Source organism: Streptomyces sp. NPDC048825 (assembly GCF_043198355.1).
Taxonomy (GTDB): domain Bacteria; phylum Actinomycetota; class Actinomycetes; order Streptomycetales; family Streptomycetaceae; genus Streptomyces; species Streptomyces xiangluensis.
This window is the reverse complement of the sequence record NZ_JBICUR010000004.1, coordinates 141067-162002: the sequence shown is the minus strand read 5'-3', so window position 1 is coordinate 162002 and position 20936 is coordinate 141067. Positions and strand designations below refer to the sequence as shown.

Here is a 20936-nt window from a genome sequence, read left to right as displayed (position 1 = left end):
ACAGGAGTACGTGACACACTCTCCACTGCTATGGACATGTCCGGGACCCAGCTGAGAGCCGTACGCGCGGCACTGTTCACGGCGCTCGTCGTGACACTGTCCGTCGCGTCGCACGTGCTGCTGTCCCGGGCCCCGCTGCCGCTGGCCACCGTGGCCGCGCTCACCGCCGCCGTCTTCGTCATCACGTACGCGATGGCAGGCCACGAGCGCGGCTTCGGGCGGATCGCCGCCCTGCTGATCCCGCTGGAGCTGGCCGCCGACACGTTGTTCACAGCGGGCCAGCACGCCTGTTACGGCAAGGCGGGCGGCCCGGTGGCAGGCCCACTGCGGTCGGTCGGCCTCGACTTCCTGTGCGCCGGCGATGTCGGCACTCCGCTGGCACGGGTGACTAATGACGGCGACAGTGCCGCCGCATTCTTCGCCAACGCCGATCCGGCCGCCGCCTGGCTGCTGCTCGCCGCACACCTCTGCGTCGGCCTCCTCGCGGCCGTCTGGCTGCGGCGCGGCGAGCGGGCCCTGGCCCAAGTCCTGTGCGCGGCCGTCGCGTCCACCTTCCGGCCGCTGCTGGTCGCCGTCGCCACAGTGACCGTGCGGCCGGCGCCGGTACACCGGATGCCGCGCCCCGCGCGTCGTACGAGCGCGCCTCGCAGCCACTTCTTCGTGCACTCCCTGGGACGGCGTGGACCGCCGTGCTCGCTTGTTCCCGCCTCAACGGCGTGAACAACGGCTGAGCACAACAGTCCACTTCCCCATGCCTTCACACGGAGAAAACAATCATGAGCAAGAGGAACAGCCAGTCGGCCAAGATGGCGGCCCGTGAGCGACTGCGCGCCGAGCGCGAGCGCCAGGCCAAGCGGGACAAGGCCAAGCGGCAGATCATCGTCGCCTGCTCCGTCGTCGGTGTCCTCGCGGCAGCCGGCGGCATCAGTTACGCCGTCGTCCAGGGCAACAAGCCCGGCTACTGGGAGGCCGCGCAGGACGACAAGCTCGTCAAGCCGGCCCACACGACCGGCGAGAACGGCACGACCGTCGTCATCGGCAAGAGCAGCGCCAAGAAGACCCTGGAGATGTACGAGGACCCGCGCTGCCCGGTCTGTGCCCAGTTCGAGCAGGCGGTCGGCTCGACGGTCGACAAGGGCATCGAGGACGGGACGTACAAGGTCCAGTTCATCGGCGCCACGTTCATCGACGACAGCACCCGGGGCGAAGGCTCCAAGAACGCGCTCAGCGCGATGGGCGCCGCCCTGAACGTGAGCACGGACGCCTTCCTGGAGTACAAGGCCGCTCTCTACTCGGCGAAGTACCACCCCGAGGAGAGCCAGGACAAGTTCAAGGACGACTCGTACCTGATCGAGGCGGCCGACACCGTCGACGCGCTGAAGGGCAACAAGAAGTTCCAGACGGCGGTGGAGAACGGCACCTACGACAAGTGGGCGCTGCTCATGTCGAAGAAGTTCGACGACAGCGGTGTCACAGGCACGCCGACGCTGGAGATGGACGGCAAGAAGCTCACCGGCTCCGACGGCAAGAACACGCCGATGACCGTCGCCGACTTCCAGGCGGCCATCAACAAGGCACTGGCAGCCTGAGCCGACAGAAAGCGCTCAGGTCCTGAGCGAACCCGCGTCAAAGAGCGGGCGAACTTTCCGAGTTCGCCCGCTCTCGCCATGTACTGATCAGTAATCTGAGCGCCTGTGACCAGTCGCATCAGATCCCACACCAGCCCCAATTCCCTCAAATCCCCCAACTCGCCCGCCCCGCGCCGCCGTACGGTCGTCAAGGCGGCAGCCGCGACCGCCGCGCTCGCGGGCCCTCTCGCCGCCGCGATACCCGCCCGGGCCGCCGCCGAGGCCCCCGCGTTCCTGCACGGTGTCGCCTCAGGTGACCCGCTGCCCGACGGCATCCTGCTGTGGACCCGGGTGACGCCCACGCCGGAGGCCGTGCCCGGCTCCGGGCTCGGCCCGGACATCGAGGTGAGCTGGACCGTCGCCCTGGACAAGGCGTTCATGAACGTCGTCGCCAAGGGCTCCACCACCGCGTCCGCCGCCTCCGACCACACCGTCAAGGCGGACATACGCGGTCTGAAGCCCGCCACCGCCTACTGGTTCCGCTTCTCCAGCGGCGGCACCGACTCCCCGGCCGCCCGCACCAGCACCGCCCCGGCCACCGACGCGGCCGTGCCCGGCATGCGCTTCGGCGTGGTGTCCTGCGCCAACTGGGAGGCCGGCCACTTCTCGGCGTACCGGCACCTGGCCGCACGCGGCGACCTGGACGCCTGGCTGCATCTGGGCGACTACATCTACGAGTACGGCACGGGTGAGTACGGGACGCGTGGCACCGTCGTACGCCCGCACGCTCCCGCCCACGAGATCCTCACGCTCGCCGACTACCGCACACGGCACGGCCGTTACAAGTCCGACCCCGACCTTCAGTCCCTGCATCAGGCAGCCCCCGTCATCGCCATCTGGGACGACCACGAAATCGCCAACGACGCGTGGTCGGGCGGCGCCGAGAACCACACCGAGGGCGCGGAGGGCACCTATTCGGCCCGCCAAGCGGCCGCCAAGCAGGCCTACTTCGAGTGGATGCCGGTCCGCCCTGCGATCGAGGGCACGACCTATCGCCGGCTGCGCTTCGGCAAGCTGGCCGATCTTTCGCTGCTCGACCTGCGGTCCTTCCGTTCGCAGCAGGTGGCGGTCGGCAACGGCGGCGTCGACGATCCGAACCGTACGCTCACGGGCAGGGCCCAACTCGACTGGCTGAAGGCGGGGTTGGCGGCGTCCGACACGACCTGGCGGCTGGTCGGCAACTCGGTGATGATCTCGCCGTTCGCCATCGGCTCGCTCTCCGGCGAGATCCTGAAACCGCTCGCCAAGCTGCTGGGCCTGCCGCAGGAGGGCCTCGCCCTCAACACCGACCAGTGGGACGGCTACACCGACGATCGCCGCGAACTGCTCGCGCATCTTCGGAACAACGCCATCCGCAACACCGTCTTCCTCACCGGCGACATCCATATGGCCTGGGCCAACGACGTTCCGCTCAATGCCGGTACGTACCCCCTGTCCCCCTCCGCCGCCACCGAGTTCGTCGTCACCTCCGTCACCTCCGACAACCTGGACGACCTGGTCAACGTCCCCGAAGGCACCGTCTCGGCGGTGGCCGCACCGGTGATCCGCGCCGCCAACCGGCATGTCCACTGGGTCGACACCGACCGGCACGGCTACGGCGTACTGGACCTCACCGCCGAGCGCGCGCAGATGGATTACTACGTCCTCTCCGACCGCACAAGCACCAACGCAACAGCGTCCTGGGCCCGTTCGTACCGAACGCGCAACGGCACCCAGAAGGTCGAGCGGGTGTACGCGCCCGTGAACTGATCCCTTCTCCTCTCGCTCAGAGGCTGTCGAGGAAGCCGAGCGCCACCCGCCAGGTGGCCTCGGCCGCCTCCTTGTCGTAGTCCGGCAAGCCGGGATCCGTGTAGAGGTGACCGGCCCCCGCGTATCTGTAGACCTCCACCTCGGCGCCCGCCCTGCCCATCCGGAGGTACCAGGCGGTCAGCCAGTCGTCGGGCTCGAAGGGGTCCGGCTCCGCGACATGCAACTGGACCGGCAGCTCGTCCACCGACGCGTTCTCCGCAATGTCCGAGGTGCCGTGCAGCAGCAGGAGCCCACGCGCCTTCTCGTCGCCGAGTGCCAGAGTCTGGGCGGTCGCGGCGCCGAAGGAGAACCCGGCGTAGACGAGACCTCGCTCCGAGTAGGGCGCGGCGGCCAGGACCGCGCGCTTGAGCAGCTCGTCCTTGCCTATCTCGTCCTTGAAGGCCATGCCCTCCTCGACGGTCTCGAAGGTCCGTCCCTCGAAGAGGTCGGGCGTCCACACCTCGTGGCCCGCCGCGCGCAACCGGTCCGCCGCGTCGCGCACCGCGGGCCGCAGCCCGTAGGTCGAGTGGAAGAGCATGATGTCCATGAGCCCATCGTGCCAGCCGCCACCGACAACGGCGCCGGACCGGGACTGGGACTGGGACTGAAACGGGGACTGGGACGGGGCCTGCATGTCCATGGCGGGCCGGAGCCGGTTACCGTCGAGGGCATGGAGAACGTACTGCGCCCGCTGATCGTTGTCGGCGGCTCCGTCGTCCTCACCCTGGTGATCGGCTGGGCCGTGGACCAGATGATGCGACGCATCGACGAACGGCACAGCGAGACCCCGCTGTGGGGCCTGCTGCGCCGCGCCCGCATCCCCTTCCAGGTCGTGCTGCTCACGGCCTTCCTGAGAGGCTCGTACGACCAGGCGCGGATCTTCCCGTCCCACTCCTCCGTGGTCGGCCAGACCCTGACACTGGTACTCATCGGGTTCACCGCCTGGCTGATGGTGCGGATCGCGGCGGCGATCGTCGAGACGTCGTACGCCCGTTACGCGTCCGCCCACCGCGATCCGGCCCGGCTCCGCCGTGTGCGGACCCAGGTGTCACTGATCATGCGCGTGGTCACGGCGATCGTCGGCGTAGTGGCGATCGCCGCGATGCTGTTCACCTTCCCCGCGATGCGGGCGGCCGGAGCCTCGCTGCTTGCTTCGGCGGGCATCCTCGGCATCGTCGCCGGTGTCGCCGCGCAGTCCACGCTCAGCAATCTCTTCGCGGGGCTGCAGATCGCCTTCGGCGACATGGTGCGGCTCGGCGACGTTGTGGTGGTGGACGGTGAATGGGGCACGGTCGACGAGATCACGCTGACGTTCCTGACCGTACGCACCTGGGACGAGCGCCGGATCACCATGCCGGTCTCGTACTTCACGTCCAAGCCCTTCGAGAACTGGTCCCGCGGCGGCGTCCAGATGACCGGCACGGTCTTCCTGCACGTCGACCACAGCGCGCCCCTGGAGGGGATGCGCGAACGGCTCCGCGACATCCTGCGCGAGTGCCCGGCCTGGGACGGCCGCCACTACGACCTGACCGTCACCGACTCGACCCCCACCACCATGGAGCTGCGCGCCCTGGTAACCGCCAAGGACCCCGACGACCTGTGGACAGTTCGCGTAACGGTCCGCGAACACCTCCTCCGCTGGCTGACCGAACACCACCCCTACGCACTCCCCCGAGTCAACACAGCCGACGCAATCCTGCCCCCAGGCTCCCAACCGGACGGTTCGGCCCCGCGCACAAACCGAGGCCGCATCCACGCCCCACCACGAACAGACCGCGCCCCATAGCGAGGGGTGCTCAAGAGCCGCACCCACAACGTGCCCGCACTTGCCCACCGGCGGGAGGGGACGTGGGCCGGTGCGTCGTATGCCCGTCGCGTAGGTTCTGTCTCAGGTCACTGCGCCTTGTGTGAGCCGGAGGGCCGTATGCCCACCCTGCGACGGGCTGACGCACCGGCCCACGGCCCCGACCCACAGACCACCCAGGGGCGCGGGGCTGTGACATCAGCGGCTCCGCCGCGGGGCGCGAGCAACCACAACGCACCCGCACCCGCACCCGCACCCGCACCCGCACCCGAACCCACCCGCAAAGCCTCAGTGGCTACGTTCCGCGCCACCGTTGACCTGGATGACCTGAGCAGTGATATGGCCGGCAGCCGCTGAGGCCAGCCAATGGAGCGTGGCGGCGACGTCACCAGGCGTCCCGGCGCGCCCGGTCGAAGTCTCCGCGATCAACCGCTCGCGCCGCGCGTCATCCATGGCCTCCCCGAAGAACCCGGTGTCCTCGACATAGCCGGGCGCCACCACGTTCACGGTGACGCCTCGCGACCCCAACTGCCGTGCCAGATCAAAGGCGTACGGGTGCAGAGCGGCCTTGGACGCGGCATACGGCCCGCTCCCGGACCCCCGGTAAGCAGCGATCGAGCTGAGAAACAGCAGCCGCCCACCGGGCGACGCAAGCCGGTCCCGCAGCGCCTCGGTGAGCAGCGCCGCGGTCAACGTGTTGAGCCGGAAGTTGAGCGTCCAGTTGTGCGCGGCGATCACCAACGGATCATCGCTGCCGGCCTTCGGCTCCAGATACCCGGCGCCACCCGCGCTGTGGACGAGTACGTCGACGGTGCCCAGTTCGGCAGCCACGAACCGCTCGACCCCACGCACCCCTTCGACCTCACTCAGATCGGCGGCGTACGTGAGCGCCCCCGGCACCTCGGCCTTCTCAAGCACCTCAGCCCGGCGCCCGAGCAGCAGTACCTGATCCCCGTCCGCTGCGAAGGCCCGAGCCGCCGCGAGTCCGATCCCCGTGCCGCCACCACTGATCACCACGTTGCGCGCCATGAGATCGATCCTACGAAGCCTCGGCCACAGCGGCAGGCGACGCTACGCAGGCCGGCTAAAGAGGCTGAAGAGAGCGCCTCATCGCCTGATGAGGAATCCCCGCTTCGAGATACTCCGGTCCATACGCCACATACCCCAGCCGCTCATAGAACCCCAGCGCATGCGTCTGCGCGTGCAGATCGACCGCCGTCAGCCCACGCGCGCGTGCCGCGTCCTCGATGCCCTGAACGAGCGCGATGCCAACACCGAGCCCGCGTGCGGACTTCAGTACGGCGAGCCGCCCCAGGGACCCGACACCCGGGTCACCCCCGGTCTTGGCAACCGCCGCCGCGCCGCAGAGCAGACGCCCCGCCCCGATCGGCACCCCGTCCTCGCGGACGGCGAGGACATGCACAGCGTCGGCGTCGTACGCGTCGTACTCCAGGTCCTCGGGGACCTGCTGCTCGCTGACGAAGACCTCCTTGCGCACCGCAAAGCAGGCCTCGCGGTCGGCGGGGTCCTCGGCCACCCTCACCGCGTACGACGCGCTCATGCGTAAGTCTCCTCCCGCACCTGGTCCAGCGCCTGCTGCAGGTCCGCGGGGTAGTCGCAGGCGAACTCGGCCCACTGCCCGTCCCCGGGGTGCTCGAAGCCGAGCCGCACGGCGTGCAGCCACTGCCGGGTCAGCCCGAGCCGCTTGGCGAGGGTCGGGTCCGCGCCGTACGTCAGGTCGCCCACGCACGGATGCCGGTGGGCCGCCATGTGGACGCGGATCTGATGCGTGCGCCCGGTCTCCAGCTTGATGTCGAGCAACGAAGCCGCGCGGAACGCCTCGACCAGGTCGTAATGCGTCACGGAGGGCTTGCCCTCGGCCGTGACCGCCCACTTGTAGTCGTGGGTCGGATGCCGGCCGATGGGAGCGTCAATCGTGCCGCTGGTCGGATCCGGGTGCCCCTGCACCAGCGCGTGGTAGCGCTTGTCGACCGTGCGCTCCTTGAACTGGCGCTTGAGCGACGTGTACGCGTACTCCGACTTGGCCACCACCATCAGCCCCGATGTGCCCACGTCCAGGCGGTGCACGATGCCCTGGCGCTCGGCGGCGCCCGAGGTCGAGATGCGGTACCCGGCAGCCGCGAGCCCGCCGATCACCGTGGGGCCCGACCAGCCGGGGCTGGGGTGCGCGGCGACCCCGACGGGCTTGACGATCACCACCACGTCCGCGTCGTCGTGCACGATCTCCATGCCCTCGACGGGCTCGGCGACGATCTGCACGGGCGCGGGCGCCTGCGGCATCTCGACCTCCAGCCACGCACCGCCCTGCACCCGCTCGGACTTGCCGACCACCGTGCCGTCGACCAGCACCTTGCCTGCCGCGGCCAGTTCCGCCGCCTTGGTACGGGAGAAGCCGAACATGCGTGAAATGGCGGCGTCGACGCGCTCGCCCTCCAGGCCGTCGGGCACGGGCAGGGTACGGATCTCGGGAACTGTGCTCACCCGACGAGTATGCCGGACGTGACCGACAGCGCCGTCGGCGAGTGAGCACGGGCCACGGGGGCGCGCTCAATCCTGCGGGCTCAGTTCTTGTGGACAGTGCCGTCCGGGTCAAGGCCGCGGAACGACAGCAGCACGATCAGGATGCCGCCGCAGACGATCGCCGAGTCCGCGAGGTTGAAGACCGCGAAGCCCTTGGGGGCGATGAAGTCGACGACCGCGCCCTCGAAGACGCCCGGCGAACGGAAGATCCGGTCGGTGAGGTTGCCCAGCGCGCCGCCGAGGAGCAGGCCGAGCGCGATCGCCCAGGGCAGGCTGTAGAGCTTGCGCGCGAGGCGGGCGATCACCACGATCACGGCCGTCGCGATCACCGTGAAGATCACGGTGAAGGCCTCGCCGAAGCCGAAGGCCGCGCCCGCGTTGCGGATCGCCTCGAACCTCAGCCAGTCCCCGATGATCTCGATCGGCTCATGGTGCTCCAGCTTCGCGACCACAATGATCTTGCTGACCAGGTCCAGGGCGTACGCCAGGGCGGCAACCGTGAACAGCACGGCGATCCGGCGCTTGCCCCTGGGCCGCTCGGCCTGCCGCGCCTTCTCCTCGGAACCGGAGCCGGATCCGGACGGCTCGGCCGGCTCTCGCGCTCCCGGGGAGTCGGACCGCTCGCCCGACGCCGCGCTCTTGTCGGTGTGCTCCGGCTCGGCCCCAGCCGCCTCCGGGATATCCGGCGTACCGATGATGCGCTCCGCCTCTGCCACGTGTGTCCCTCAACCTAGGTGCCTGACTGAGGACGAGAGTACGTCACGGCCACCCGCCCCCAGGAGCTCCTTGGGCGCACCGGGCTCTCAGTAGCGGCGTTCCGTCTTCTGCTTGCACTCGACGCACAGGGTGGCGCGCGGGAAGGCCTGCATACGTGCCTTGCCGATGGGATTGCCGCAGTTCTCGCAGAGGCCGTACGTGCCCGCGTCCAGGCGCTCCAGGGCGCGCTCGCTCTGCTCCAGCATCTCCCGGGCGTTGGCCGCGAGCGCCATCTCGTGCTCACGCGTGATGTTCTTGGTGCCGGTGTCCGCCTGATCGTCGCCGGCGCCATCGCCGGAGTCGCGCATCAGGCCCGCCAGGGACTCCTCGGAGTTCGTGATCTCGGCGCCCAGTCGCACCACCTCCGCGAGCAGCTCCGCACGTGCCTCAGCGACCTCTTCCGAGGTCCAGGGGTCCTCACCGGGGCGTACGGCGAGTTCGCCGGGCTCCGCAGCGGCGAGCCGCGCCTTGGGAACCGCGGTGGCCTTGCCCGCCGCCGTGGCCGTACCAGGAGTCTTCTTAGCAACCACCGTCGTGGCTCCCGTCGTCTTCGCGGCCTCGGCCGCACCCTCGGCCGCGGAGGCGACCGTCTTCTTGGCCGTACGTGTGCGCGTGACGCTGCGCTTCTTAACGGCGGCACCCTTGTCGGTGCCCTCCTTGCCGCCGGTCTTCCCGGCCGCGGCCTCGGTGGCCACTCCGGTGGTCTTCTTCAGCGCGGTCTTCTTGACTGCAGCCTTCTTGTCCGATGCCCCCTTGGGGGCGCCCTCCTCTGCCGCTGCCTTCTTGGTGACTGCCTCTCCGGCGACGGCCTTCTTGGTGGCCCCCTTCTTGGTGGCCACCTCCGATGCCGCCTCCTTGGTGGCCGCTTTCTCACCGGCCGACTTCGTAGCCGCCGTCTGCCCAGCGGCCTCTTCGGTAGCGGCCGTCTTCGTAGCGCCCGTTTTCGTAGCGCCCGTAGCGCCCGTTTTCGTAGCGCCCGTTTTCGTAGCGGACTTCTTCGTACGAGCCGTCCCCGTAGCGCTCTCCCTGGCAGTCGCCCTCTTCGAAGCGCCCGCTTTCGCCCCGGCAGGGTCGGGAGCGGCGGCCGCCCCTGCAGCCGCCGCCTTCGAAGCCGCCCTCTTCGAAGCGCCGGCTCCCGAACGAGCCGTCTTCGCGGCACCCCGCGTGCTCTTCTTGCCGTTCACATCCTTGGCCGCCGCTCCGGCACCGCCTGCCGCCCCCGTGGTTCTCCTGGACGCCGACTGCGGTACGGCCGTCTTCTTCGCCACCATGGCTGCGGCCCCTTCACATATTGTGATCTTGTTCGCGAATCGTGCTGGGACGATAAATCGACTTCTGACCCGCGGCAACGGGGCACGCTGCCCGATTCACCCGCCTCTCAGGTGCCACGTGGCGAGCCTGCAAGCGTTGTGCCCAGCTCCCCGCCAGGTAATCCGCCGAGTCGGCCGTACCAGGACCCGAACCCCGGACCCTGGCCATTCGGGTCAGTCCGTGCGCCTCCCCTCACGCCCTGTGAGCCCCTGCCCACGGGTCCCAGAAAACCGGTCGGCCGCTGTCTGTCCGGCGCCGTACACTGGGCGGAGCGAAAAGCGTGGATGGGGACGAGTAGCGACGTACGCAGCCATGAGCGACCCGGAGACGGTGCGAGCCCGGGGGCGAGCGCGACGTGAAGATCACCCCGGAGCCGCCGGAAGAAAGCCGCAGCGCCCCATCAGCGGCGAGTAGACCCGGCATCGCGACCCCAATGAGGGGGCTCGCCGGAGCACACAGAGCACCGGAGAGCCAAGGAGGGTGGTACCGCGGGAGCGCGCCGCACACGGCGTAGGTGGCAACACGACTCTCGTCCCTCCGACGGAAGGCAGAAAGTCCGCCGGAGGAAGCTCGCCGATGAAACCGACGCAGTACCGCCAGGTGCCCGCCCAGGTCGACCTGCCCGCCCTTGAGCACGCAGTGCTCGACTTCTGGCGTGAGCAGAAGATCTTCGCCAAGAGCCTGGAGCAGTCCGAGGGCCGCCCTGAGTGGGTGTTCTACGAGGGCCCCCCCACGGCCAACGGCATGCCGGGCACCCACCACATCGAAGCCCGCGTCTTCAAGGACGTCTTCCCCCGCTTCCGCACCATGCGCGGCTACCACGTGGGCCGCAAGGCCGGCTGGGACTGCCACGGCCTGCCGGTGGAGCTGGCGGTGGAGAAGGAGCTCGGCTTCAACGGCAAGAAGGACATCGAGGCGTACGGCATCGCCGAGTTCAACGCCAAGTGCCGGGAGTCCGTGACCCGCCACACCGACGCCTTCGAAGAGCTCACGACCCGCATGGGGTACTGGACCGACCTCAGCGACCCGTACCGCACGATGGACCCGGAGTATGTCGAGTCGGTCTGGTGGTCGCTCAAGGAGATCTTCAACAAGGGCCTGCTGGTCCAGGACCACCGCGTGGCTCCCTGGTGTCCGCGCTGCGGCACGGGCCTGTCGGACCACGAGCTGGCGCAGGGCTACGAGACGGTCGTCGATCCCTCGGTGTTCGTACGTTTCCCGCTCACCTCCGGTCCCCTCGCGGGCGAGGCCGCGCTCCTGGTCTGGACGACGACGCCCTGGACGCTGGTCTCCAACACGGCCGTCGCCGCGCACCCCGAGGTGACCTACGTGGTTGCGACGAACGGCACAGAGAACCTCGTCGTCGCGCAGCCCCTCGTGGAGAAGGCCCTCGGCGAGGGCTGGGAGCCAACCGGCCAGACGTTCACCGGCGCCGAGATGGAGCGCTGGACCTATCAACGTCCGTTCGAGCTCGTTGAGTTCCCCGCAGGGGAACAGGCCCACTTCGTGGTGAACGCCGAATACGTCACCACCGAGGACGGTACGGGTCTGGTCCACCAGTCCCCCGCTTTCGGTGAGGACGACCTCAAGGTGTGCCGTGCCTACGGGCTGCCGGTAGTGAACCCGGTCCGTCCGGACGGCACGTTCGAGGAGGACGTCCCCCTTGTAGGCGGCGTCTTCTTCAAGAAGGCGGACGAAAAGCTCGTCGCCGACCTCGAGGCCCGCGGCCGGCTCTTCCGGCACATCCCGTACGAGCACAGCTACCCGCACTGCTGGCGCTGCCACACCGCGCTCCTCTACTACGCGCAGCCGTCCTGGTACATCCGCACCACGGCCGTCAAGGACCGCCTCCTCCAGGAGAACGAGAAGACCAACTGGTTCCCTGAGACGGTCAAGCACGGCCGCTACGGCGACTGGCTGAACAACAACATCGACTGGGCCCTGTCCCGCAACCGCTACTGGGGCACGCCGCTGCCCGTCTGGCGCTGCGAGGACGACCACCTCACTTGCGTGGGCTCCCGGGCCGAGCTGACCGAGCTGACCGGTACGGACCAGTCGAACCTCGACCCGCACCGCCCGTTCATCGACGAGGTCACCTTCGCCTGCCCGCAGAGCGGCTGCGGACAGCCGGCCACACGCGTGCCGGAGGTCATCGACGCCTGGTACGACTCGGGCTCGATGCCGTTCGCGCAGTGGGGCTACCCGTACAAGAACAAGGATCTCTTCGAGGCCCGTTACCCGGCGCAGTTCATCTGCGAGGCCATCGACCAGACCCGCGGCTGGTTCTACACGCTGATGGCCGTCGGCACGCTGGTCTTCGACAAGTCCAGCTACGAGAACGTGGTCTGCCTGGGCCACATCCTCGCCGAGGACGGCCGCAAGATGTCCAAGCACCTGGGCAACATGCTTCCGCCGATCCCGCTGATGGACCAGCACGGGGCGGACGCGGTCCGCTGGTTCATGGCGGCCGGCGGCTCCCCCTGGGCGGCCCGCCGCGTCGGTCACGGCACGATCCAGGAGGTCGTCCGCAAGACGCTCCTGACGTACTGGAACACGGTCGCCTTCCAGGCGCTGTACGCCCGTACGTCCGACTGGGCGCCCAGCGAGGCCGACCCGGCTCCGGCCGACCGCCCGGTTTTGGACCGCTGGCTCCTTTCCGAACTCCACGCACTCACCGACCAGGTGACCCAGTCCCTGGAGGCGTACGACACCCAGCGCGCCGGAAAGCTCCTGTCGGCGTTCGTCGACGACCTGTCCAACTGGTACGTACGCCGCTCCCGTCGCCGCTTCTGGCAGGGCGACAAGGCGGCACTGCGCACCCTGCACGAGGTCGTCGAGACGGTCACGCGCCTGATGGCCCCGCTGACTCCGTTCATCACCGAGCGGGTCTGGCAGGACCTGGTGGTGCCGGTGGCGCCGGGCGCCCCCGAGTCCGTACATCTGTCGTCCTGGCCGGAGGCGGATCTGTCCGTCATCGATCCGGAGTTGTCGAAGCAGATGGTGCTCGTACGCCGTCTTGTGGAGCTGGGCCGTGCCACGCGCGCGGAGTCGGGCGTGAAGACGCGTCAGCCGCTGTCGCGCGCGCTGGTCGCGGCGAGCGGGTTCGAAGCGCTCGACCCCGAACTGCACGCGCAGATCACGGAGGAGCTGAACGTCTCCTCGCTGGCGTCGCTGAGCGAGGTGGGCGGCTCGCTGGTCGACACGACCGCCAAGGCCAACTTCCGAGCGCTGGGCAAGCGGTTCGGCAAGCGCGTCCAGGACGTGGCCAAGGCCGTCGCCAACGCGGACGCGGCCGCGCTGTCCCTGGCCCTGCGCGAGGGCACGGCCTCGGTGGAGGTCGACGGCGAGACCGTGACGCTCGCCCCGGACGAGGTCATCATCACGGAGACCCCGCGCGAGGGCTGGTCCGTCGCCTCGGACTCCGGCGCGACGGTCGCCCTGGACCTGGAGATCACCGAGGAACTGCGCCAGGCGGGCCTGGCCCGTGACGCGATCCGCCTGATCCAGGAGGCCCGCAAGAACAGCGGCCTCGACGTGGCCGACCGCATCGCCCTGCGCTGGACCTCCACGGACCCGAAGGTCACCGCGGCCCTCACCGAGCACTCCGGCCTCATCGCGGACGAGGTCCTCGCCACGGCCTTCTCGAATGAGCACAGCGGCTCCGGCGAGGCGGACGACACCTACGGCACCCCGTTCACGGACGAGTCGCTGTCGCTGACGTTCCGCCTCCGCAAGGCGTAGGCACGCACGGCGCGCACAGAGGCCCGGGCCCACCGAACTTCCTCGGTGGGCCCGGGCCTTCGGCGTTGCGTACCCACGTACAGACGCTCGCCAGGTCAGCACAAAAGCGCGACAAAAGGGCGAGGCCCCCGGAAATCCGGGGGCCTCGCCCTGAACGCTGCCGACGCCTAAGGCGTATTAGAGGCCGTCAGTTGTCGTCCTCGTCAATCAGAAACCCACGCATCGGCGAGGGAGCCTGGCCCATCGGCGACGGGCCCTGCGGCCGCACCGGCGCCATCGGCTGGGTCATGGCCGGCGACATCTGCTGCTGGCCGCCATAGGACGGAGCAGCGGGGGCCGGGCCACCCATCGACTGGTTGCCGCCGTAGGACGGCGCGCTCGCACCGGCCGGCGCCATGGACGGCGACGACGGCAGCGAGGCGGTCGCAGGCTGACGCGGCGGAGCCAGCGAGTCGTCCGCCTGGGTCTCCAGCTGACGCAGCTGGGACTCGAGGTAGGACTTCAGCCGCGTACGGTACTCGCGCTCGAAGCCGCGCAGGTCCTCGACCTTGCGCTCCAGCGTGGCGCGAGCGGACTCCAGGGAGCCCATCGCGACGCGGTGCTTCTCCTGCGCGTCCCGCTCCAGGGCGTCCGCCTTGGCACGGGCGTCCCGCTCCAGACCCTCGGCACGGCTGCGGGCCTCACCGACGATCTTGTTGGCCTCGGAACGCGCCTCGGCGATCGCCTGGTCGGCGGTCTGCTGAGCCAGCGAGAGCACGCGGGCCGCGCTGTCGCCACCGGGACCTCCCTGGCCGTGGCCGCCCATCTGCTGCGGGGGACCGCCCATCGGGCCACCCATGGGACCACCCATCGGGCCGCCCATCTGCTGCGGCAGCTGCCCCTGCATCTGGCCGGGACCCTGGCCCATGGGGCCCTGACCCATCTGACCAGGCCCCTGACCCATCTGACCGGGGCCCTGCGGACCGCCCTGCCCGCTGGGGCCTGCGGGCAGCTGCGGTGCACCGCTCGGCAGCGCGGGCGGACCCCCCATGGGGCCACCCATCTGCTGCTGCGGCGGGCCCGATATGCCGGCGGGTACGGGACCACCCGGACCGCGCATGCCCTGCGGCGGCCCCTGCTGTTGCCCCTGATCCTGGGGTTCGGGCGGCTTGCGCATGCCCTGCTGCTGGTTCTGCGCGGCGGCACGCGTGGCGGCGGCCAGCTTGGCGCGCAGGTCCTCGTTCTCGCGGAGCAGGCGGGTCAGTTCGGCTTCGACCTCGTCGAGGAAGGCATCGACCTCGTCCTCGTCATAGCCTTCTCGGAGGCGGACGGTCGTGAACTGCTTATTCCGCACGTCCTCGGGGGTCAACGGCATCTCTTCACCTCAACGTAGTCGTCGGCATCGTCGGCGTTCGGCAAGACCGTATCGTTCACAGCCGGCTCACAACGGAGATCAGGATGTAGACGATGATCATCAGTACGAAGAAGGACAGGTCGAGCGCCACGCCCCCGAGACGCAGCGGCGGGATGAACCGCCGCAGAAGCTTGAGCGGTGGATCCGTGACAGTGTAGGTGGCCTCCAGAACGACCACCATCGGCTTGCCGGGTTGCCATGAGCGGGCGAACTGGAAGACGTAGTCCATGACAAGCCGGAAGATCAGCACGATGAGGAAACACATCAGCGCGATGTAGACAACATCCAAGACCACGCTCATGATCCGCGCTTCCCTCTCCCCTGATTCCGTACTCTGTCCGGTCCTGCGTCTCAGCTCTGGTTGAAGAACCCGCCCTCTGCGATGCGAGCCTTGTCCTCCGCCGTGACATCGACGTTAGCAGGCGACAACAGGAACACCTTCTGCGTCACCCGCTCGATACTCCCATGAAGACCAAACACCAAACCGGCGGCAAAGTCGACAAGTCGCTTGGCATCGGTGTCATCCATCTCGGTCAAGTTCATGATCACCGGGGTGCCTTCACGGAAGTGTTCCCCGATGGTACGGGCCTCGTTATAGGTCCGAGGGTGCAGTGTGGTGATCCGGTACGGCTCTCGTTCCGACACGACCTTGGGCATGATCACCGGTGCGTTCTTCTCCAGGCTTTGACGTTCTTGTGTGATGGACGCCACGGGGGCGATTCGTGCCGGACGCCCGGATTCCGCCGATAGCGAAGCGGAATGTGACACGGGATCACGCTGCACCGGTGGTTGCACCACTCGTACCGATTCGTCCCTTTGGGACTGATGCGACTGGTGCGACTGATGCGGCGGCTCGTGCCGCCGGCGGTCCCGCTCAGGCTCCGGATCAAGCTCGGGCTCGAAGTCGTCGTCGGGGTCGAAACCCCTGCCGTCGTACCCATCGTCCTCCACGAGGCCGAGGTAGACCGCCATCTTGCGCATCGCGCCGGCCATTGCTCTGAGTCCTCCGCTCTGTGGTGGATCGGCTGACTATTGCCAAGTGCCCGCGATCCACGAGGTCGTTATGCCCGCTTTCGGCGGTAATGACCATATTTTCTGCTGTGGTCCGACTTCTTGGCGACGTTACCCGAGCCCAGGACGGACGCCGAGTACCGCGGTGCCGACGCGTACATGTGTCGCTCCGGCCGCCACGGCCTGTTCGAGGTCCGAACTCATCCCTGCCGAGACCATGTTCGCAGCCGGATGAGCCCTGCGCAGGTCAGTCGACAAATCCATCAGCCGCTCGAACGCCGCCTGTTCACGCCCCGCGTACGGTCCGGTGAGCGGAGCGACGGTCATCAGTCCGTCAAGTCGCAACCCCGGAGCCTTGGCGACAAGCTCGCCCAACTCTTCGACTCCGTCCGGCCCTACGCCCCCGCGCACCCCCCGGCCGCTCTCGTCCGCGTCGAGCGCGACCTGGATGAGGCAGCCCACCTCGCGCCCGGCGCGTACCGCTTCCTTCGACAGAGCCGTAACGAGCCGGGACCGGTCGATCGACTGCACAATTCCCGCATAACCGACCACGGAACGCACCTTGTTGGTCTGCAACTGACCGACGAAGTGCCAGGTGAGGGGCAGATTCGAGCACTCGGCGGCCTTGGGCGCCGCGTCCTGGTCCCGGTTCTCGGCGACGTGACGTACACCGAGCTCCGACAGGATCCGCACATCGCTCGCGGGGTAGGTCTTGGTGACCACGATCAGGGTCACCTCTTCGCGCTTGCGGCCTGCGGCCACACAGGCCGCCGTGATGCGTTCTTCAACTTGTGCGAGGTTTCTGGCGAGTTGCGCCTTACGGTCCGTCATGCCCCATCAGTCCAGCCACACATAGCCCGCGAGCCGACCGGTGGTGCGATCGCGGCGGTACGAGAAGTGGTCGCCCGATTCGAGCGTGCATACCGGGGACTGCTCCCAGTCGCGCACTCCGAGCCGCTCCAGCTGTGCGTGCACTCCCGCGGTCACGTCGACCGCCGGGGTGCCCCAACTGGTCTCGGCGTACGCAGCCGGCTCGACGGCGGCGACCTCGGCGCGCATTGCCTCCGGCACTTCGTAGCAGCGGCCGCAGACGGCGGGGCCGGTGCGGGCGACGATCCGACCCGGCTCCGCACCGAGTTCGACCATCGCCGAGACGGCTGCGGGCACGACCCCGGCGACCATGCCTGGTCGTCCCGCGTGAGCGGCGGCCACGACTTCGGCGACCGGGTCGGCGAGCAGGACGGGCGTGCAGTCGGCGGTGAGGACGGCGAGGGCGAGAGAGCGGCGGGTGGTGACGACGGCATCGACCTCCGGCACGGGACGGTCTCCCCAGGGTTCGTCGACCACTGCCACCTCCGGCCCGTGCACCTGGTTCATCCAGACGACCCGGGCCGGGTCGAGGCCGAGTGACTTCGCGGCCAGTTCACGATTGGTGCGTACGGCGTCGGGGTCGTCGCCGACCGCTCCGCCGAGGTTGAGCTCCTCGTACGGAACGGCGCTCACCCCGCCCCACCGGTCGGTGAAGGCGAAATGCGCGCCGCCCGCTGTGCTCGTTTCGGAGCGTTGTCCTATCACTTGAGGAAGTCCGGCACGTCCAGCTCTTCGGCCGCACTGTCGGAGTAGGTCCGCGACGGCGGGACCGGCGGGGAGACCGGCAGTTCGTTCACCGGCTCGGGGGCGGGTTCCGGCGTCTCCTCGCGCGGTGTGACGCTGCCGAGCGAGCCGAAGGACGGGCGGCTCTCGGAGGGCCGTACCGGCGTGGACTCCTCGCGCTTGGCGGAGGAGCCGAGGACGTTGTCCCGCTTGGACGGGGGCTGTCCGCCGTCGAAGCCGGCCGCGATGACGGTGACCCGGACCTCGTCGCCCAGCGCGTCGTCGATCACCGCGCCGAAGATGATGTTGGCCTCGGGGTGTGCGGCCTCGCTCACCAGCTGGGCGGCCTCGTTGATCTCGAACAGGCCGAGGTCGGAGCCGCCGGAGATGGAGAGCAGGACGCCTCGGGCGCCGTCGATGGAGGCTTCCAGGAGCGGCGAGGAGATCGCCATCTCGGCGGCGGCCACCGCACGGTCGTCACCGCGGGCAGAGCCGATGCCCATGAGCGCCGAACCCGCTTCGGACATCACGGACTTGACGTCGGCGAAGTCGAGGTTGATGAGACCAGGGGTGGTGATGAGGTCGGTGATGCCCTGAACACCGGAGAGCAGCACCTGGTCGGCGGACTTGAAGGCGTCGAGCACGCTGACCTGGCGGTCCGAGATGGACAGCAGCCGGTCGTTCGGGATGACGATGAGGGTGTCGACCTCTTCGCGGAGCTCGGCGATGCCGTCCTCCGCCTGGTTGGCGCGGCGCCGGCCCTCGAATGTGAACGGGCGGGTGACCACACCGATGGTGAGGGCGCCGAGGGAACGGGCGATGTTGGCCACGACGGGCGCGCCGCCGGTGCCGGTGCCGCCGCCTTCACCGGCTGTCACGAAGACCATGTCGGCCCCCTTGAGGACCTCCTCGATCTCCTCGCGGTGGTCCTCGGCGGCCTTGCGGCCGACGGCCGGGTTGGCTCCGGCGCCGAGTCCGCGGGTGAGTTCACGGCCGACGTCGAGCTTGACGTCGGCGTCGCTCATCAACAGAGCTTGCGCGTCGGTGTTGATGGCGATGAACTCGACGCCCTTGAGACCGACCTCGATCATCCGGTTGATGGCATTGACACCACCGCCGCCGACACCGATGACTTTGATGACTGCGAGGTAGTTCTGCGGTGCTGCCACGTCGAAGGCCTCTCGCCTCGAGTTACGTGTCGTCGCCTCGCGTGGTCGCGCGATCCGACGACTGATGCCGAATGGGACGGTCCGAACGCCGACCCGAACCCTAACGCTGAAGTTTAGGGTTACCAGTGTGTCTGTTCCCTGGACTCTTCCGAACAGGACACTAAGTCGACAAGTGGCGCACGTTCAACGAACACGCCGAACCTCCCGTTTTTCTTTTCACCCTATGTGATCAGCCGTAGCACTGCCCAACCAGGGTGCTGGCCTGCGCGTATGTGCGTCAACTCCCTGATGACGCAGGGGCGGTGGGGACGCTGACATCGAAGTGCCGTGCCTCGGATGCGGCTTTCATGAGAGCGGTGAGTGTTCTGGCCTTCGCGCGGCCCTTCTCGGCACTGCCCCACGCGACGGTCCGGTTTCCGCTCAACTCAAGCGAGATGGAGTCGTACGAACGGACCTTGACCGTACGGGTCTCGCGCGCGACGGCGGCCGGAAGCGCGCCCGCGACGCGCACCGCCTCACGCACCAGCCGGCCCGTCCCGAAGCGTCTCAGGCTCGCGGACTGAGAGGTTCCGGAGGAGGACTGAAGCACCGTCAATTTCAGTTCCGGCACGCCCTTCGGGGCGCGCGAAACCGTTGCGTACCGCACCCCCTTGGCGTCCACTTCTACGAAGTTTCCACCTTTTTTCACCATCAGAACCGGAGTGCGTTCTTTCACTTTCAGCCCGATTTCGTCGGGCCAGGAACGGATGACATCAACCGAGTCAATTCGGGGCAATTTCTGACGCAGTCTTGCCTCAATCGCCTCGGTGTCGATGGAAATCAACGGCGACCCGACCGGAACGTCCGCCGCCGCGAGCACCTGCTCGTCCGTCAGGACGCGCATCCCCGAAGCCGATACGCGCTCCACCCGCAGCCATTGCGAGCCGTAGAGCACCCAGACGCCGCCCACGGCAAGGAGCACGACGCAGACGAGCAGCACGAGGAGCGTACGAGGCCGGGGCAGCCTCCTGAGGCGGGGCGGCCGGGGTGGGCCGGACTGAGGCCGCTGTCGTTCGCCTCGCTCTGCGGTCGTCGGTCCGGCCACGCTCCCCTGCCTTCTGCCACGCGCTAACGGCGTGACGCGATCGCCTCGTACACCATCCCGACGAGCAGTTCGTCGGCGTCCCGGCGGCCGAACTCCGAGGCGGCGCGGGACATCTCGAACAGCCGGTGCGGATCCGCGAGCACGGGCAGGACGTTGGCCTGGACCCACTGGGGTGTCAGTTCCGCGTCATCGACGAGGAGTCCGCCGCCCGCCTTGACCACCGGCTGGGCGTTCAGCCGCTGTTCGCCGTTGCCGATCGGCAGCGGGACGTACGCGGCGGGCAGTCCGACCGCGGCGAGTTCGGCGACGGTCATCGCGCCCGCCCGGCAGAGCATCATGTCGGCCGCGGCGTACGCGAGATCCATCCGGTCCACGTACGGTACCGGGATGTACGGGGGCATCCCCGGCATCTGCTGGACGTGCGGCAGTTCGTTCTTGGGGCCGACCGCGTGCAGGACCTGGATGCCGGCCTGCTGGAGGTAGGGGGCGACCTGCTGGACCACCTCGTTGAGGCGGCGGGCGCCCTGCGAGCCGCCGGAGACCAGCAGGGTCGGCAGGGCGGGGTCGAGACCGAAGGCGGCGCGGGCCTCGGGGCGTACGGCGGCACGGTCGAGGGTGGCGATGGTGCGGCGCAGCGGGATGCCGATGTAGCGGGCGCCGCGGAGCTTGCTGTCCGGAGTGGACACGGCGACCTGAGCCGCGTACCGCGAACCGATCTTGTTGGCCAGGCCGGGCCGCGCGTTGGCCTCGTGGATGACGATCGGGACGCCGAGGCGCTTGGCCGCGAGGTAGCCGGGCAGGGCGACATAGCCGCCGAAGCCGACGACGGCGTCGGCCTTGGTGCGCTCCAGGATCTGCTCGGCCGCCTTGATCGTGCCGCGCAGCCGCCCGGGGACGGTGATCAGCTCGGGGGTGGGCTTGCGGGGCAGCGGGACGGCGGGGATCAGCGCGAGTTCATAGCCCCGCTCGGGTACGAGCCGGGTCTCGAGTCCGCGCTCCGTGCCCAGGGCCGTGATGCCCACGGTCGGGTCCTGCCTGCGCAGGGCGTCCGCGAGGGCGAGCGCGGGCTCGATGTGGCCGGCGGTCCCTCCACCGGCGAGTACGACATGCACCGAAA

Annotated in this window: 19 protein-coding genes; 5 read left to right on the top strand and 14 right to left on the bottom strand. The window is 69.0% G+C overall.

Annotated elements, in window-relative coordinates; translation table 11 throughout:
• Nucleotides 1–30 precede the first annotated feature (30 nt).
• The 3 genes from ACGFNK_RS12115 (at nt 31) to ACGFNK_RS12105 (ending at nt 3377) form a co-directional block, all read left to right on the top strand.
• On the top strand, nt 31–720 hold the full coding sequence (locus tag ACGFNK_RS12115) for a hypothetical protein (protein ID WP_393414754.1): 690 nt from the start codon (nt 31–33) through the stop codon (nt 718–720).
• A gap of 56 nt (nt 721–776) precedes the next feature.
• Nucleotides 777–1589, top strand: a complete 813-nt coding sequence (locus ACGFNK_RS12110; RefSeq protein ID WP_393414751.1) for a thioredoxin domain-containing protein — start codon at nt 777–779, stop codon at nt 1587–1589.
• Between the two features lie 105 nt (nt 1590–1694).
• Nucleotides 1695–3377 (top strand): alkaline phosphatase D family protein, encoded by a 1683-nt coding sequence (locus ACGFNK_RS12105; protein WP_393414748.1) that lies wholly within the window; start codon nt 1695–1697, stop codon nt 3375–3377.
• Nucleotides 3378–3393: 16 nt separating this feature from the next.
• Here ACGFNK_RS12105 and ACGFNK_RS12100 read toward each other — a convergent pair whose 3' ends face one another.
• Nucleotides 3394–3963 carry a dienelactone hydrolase family protein gene (locus ACGFNK_RS12100; RefSeq protein ID WP_386345896.1) on the bottom strand — a complete coding sequence of 190 codons (570 nt, stop codon included), beginning with the start codon at nt 3961–3963 and terminating at the stop codon, nt 3394–3396.
• A 123-nt stretch (nt 3964–4086) separates the two neighbouring features.
• Between ACGFNK_RS12100 and ACGFNK_RS12095 the strand changes: the two genes are divergently transcribed.
• The gene (locus ACGFNK_RS12095; protein WP_393414744.1) at nt 4087–5202 is read left to right on the top strand and encodes a mechanosensitive ion channel family protein; all 1116 of its coding nucleotides are present in this window, start codon (nt 4087–4089) and stop codon (nt 5200–5202) included.
• A 306-nt stretch (nt 5203–5508) separates the two neighbouring features.
• On the opposite strand, the gene ACGFNK_RS12090 is transcribed toward ACGFNK_RS12095, so the two are convergent.
• From ACGFNK_RS12090 to ACGFNK_RS12070, 5 genes are all read right to left on the bottom strand, one after another.
• Complete coding sequence (locus tag ACGFNK_RS12090) at nt 5509–6249, bottom strand: SDR family NAD(P)-dependent oxidoreductase (protein ID WP_393414741.1); 741 nt, start codon at nt 6247–6249, stop codon at nt 5509–5511.
• Nucleotides 6250–6304: 55 nt separating this feature from the next.
• Nucleotides 6305–6781, bottom strand: a complete 477-nt coding sequence (locus tag ACGFNK_RS12085) for a GNAT family N-acetyltransferase (protein ID WP_393414738.1) — start codon at nt 6779–6781, stop codon at nt 6305–6307.
• Entirely contained in the window at nt 6778–7722 is a 945-nt protein-coding gene (locus tag ACGFNK_RS12080) for an RluA family pseudouridine synthase (protein WP_393414735.1), read from the bottom strand. The genes ACGFNK_RS12085 and ACGFNK_RS12080 overlap by 4 nt, the downstream gene beginning before the upstream one ends.
• Before the next feature lie 80 nt (nt 7723–7802).
• On the bottom strand, nt 7803–8477 hold the full coding sequence (lspA, locus tag ACGFNK_RS12075) for a signal peptidase II (protein WP_393414732.1): 675 nt from the start codon (nt 8475–8477) through the stop codon (nt 7803–7805).
• 87 nt (nt 8478–8564) lie between these two features.
• Nucleotides 8565–9788 (bottom strand): TraR/DksA C4-type zinc finger protein, encoded by a 1224-nt coding sequence (locus ACGFNK_RS12070; protein ID WP_393414729.1) that lies wholly within the window; start codon nt 9786–9788, stop codon nt 8565–8567.
• Between the two features lie 616 nt (nt 9789–10404).
• Here ACGFNK_RS12070 and ileS point away from each other — a divergent pair.
• Nucleotides 10405–13569, top strand: a complete 3165-nt coding sequence (ileS, locus tag ACGFNK_RS12065; RefSeq protein WP_393414726.1) for an isoleucine--tRNA ligase — start codon at nt 10405–10407, stop codon at nt 13567–13569.
• Between the two features lie 187 nt (nt 13570–13756).
• On the opposite strand, the gene ACGFNK_RS12060 is transcribed toward ileS, so the two are convergent.
• The 8 genes from ACGFNK_RS12060 to murG form a co-directional block, all read right to left on the bottom strand.
• A complete protein-coding gene (locus ACGFNK_RS12060) occupies nt 13757–14923 on the bottom strand; it encodes a DivIVA domain-containing protein (protein ID WP_393414723.1) in 1167 nt (388 codons plus the stop codon).
• A 55-nt stretch (nt 14924–14978) separates the two neighbouring features.
• Complete coding sequence (locus tag ACGFNK_RS12055) at nt 14979–15263, bottom strand: YggT family protein (protein WP_386345908.1); 285 nt, start codon at nt 15261–15263, stop codon at nt 14979–14981.
• 50 nt (nt 15264–15313) lie between these two features.
• Nucleotides 15314–15955: a cell division protein SepF gene (locus ACGFNK_RS12050; RefSeq protein ID WP_386345910.1), complete on the bottom strand. Its 642-nt coding sequence runs from the start codon at nt 15953–15955 to the stop codon at nt 15314–15316.
• A 129-nt stretch (nt 15956–16084) separates the two neighbouring features.
• Nucleotides 16085–16804: a YggS family pyridoxal phosphate-dependent enzyme gene (locus tag ACGFNK_RS12045; RefSeq protein WP_393414718.1), complete on the bottom strand. Its 720-nt coding sequence runs from the start codon at nt 16802–16804 to the stop codon at nt 16085–16087.
• A 6-nt stretch (nt 16805–16810) separates the two neighbouring features.
• Nucleotides 16811–17548, bottom strand: coding sequence for a peptidoglycan editing factor PgeF (gene pgeF / locus ACGFNK_RS12040; protein ID WP_393414715.1), 738 nt, complete (start codon nt 17546–17548; stop codon nt 16811–16813).
• Nucleotides 17545–18735 carry a cell division protein FtsZ gene (gene ftsZ, locus ACGFNK_RS12035; RefSeq protein WP_388678003.1) on the bottom strand — a complete coding sequence of 397 codons (1191 nt, stop codon included), beginning with the start codon at nt 18733–18735 and terminating at the stop codon, nt 17545–17547. The genes pgeF and ftsZ overlap by 4 nt, the downstream gene beginning before the upstream one ends.
• Nucleotides 18736–19012: 277 nt before the next feature.
• On the bottom strand, nt 19013–19819 hold the full coding sequence (locus ACGFNK_RS12030) for a cell division protein FtsQ/DivIB (protein ID WP_393414711.1): 807 nt from the start codon (nt 19817–19819) through the stop codon (nt 19013–19015).
• A 23-nt stretch (nt 19820–19842) separates the two neighbouring features.
• Nucleotides 19843–20931 (bottom strand): undecaprenyldiphospho-muramoylpentapeptide beta-N-acetylglucosaminyltransferase, encoded by a 1089-nt coding sequence (gene murG, locus ACGFNK_RS12025; RefSeq protein ID WP_393414708.1) that lies wholly within the window; start codon nt 20929–20931, stop codon nt 19843–19845.
• Between the last annotated feature and the right edge of the window lie 5 nt (nt 20932–20936).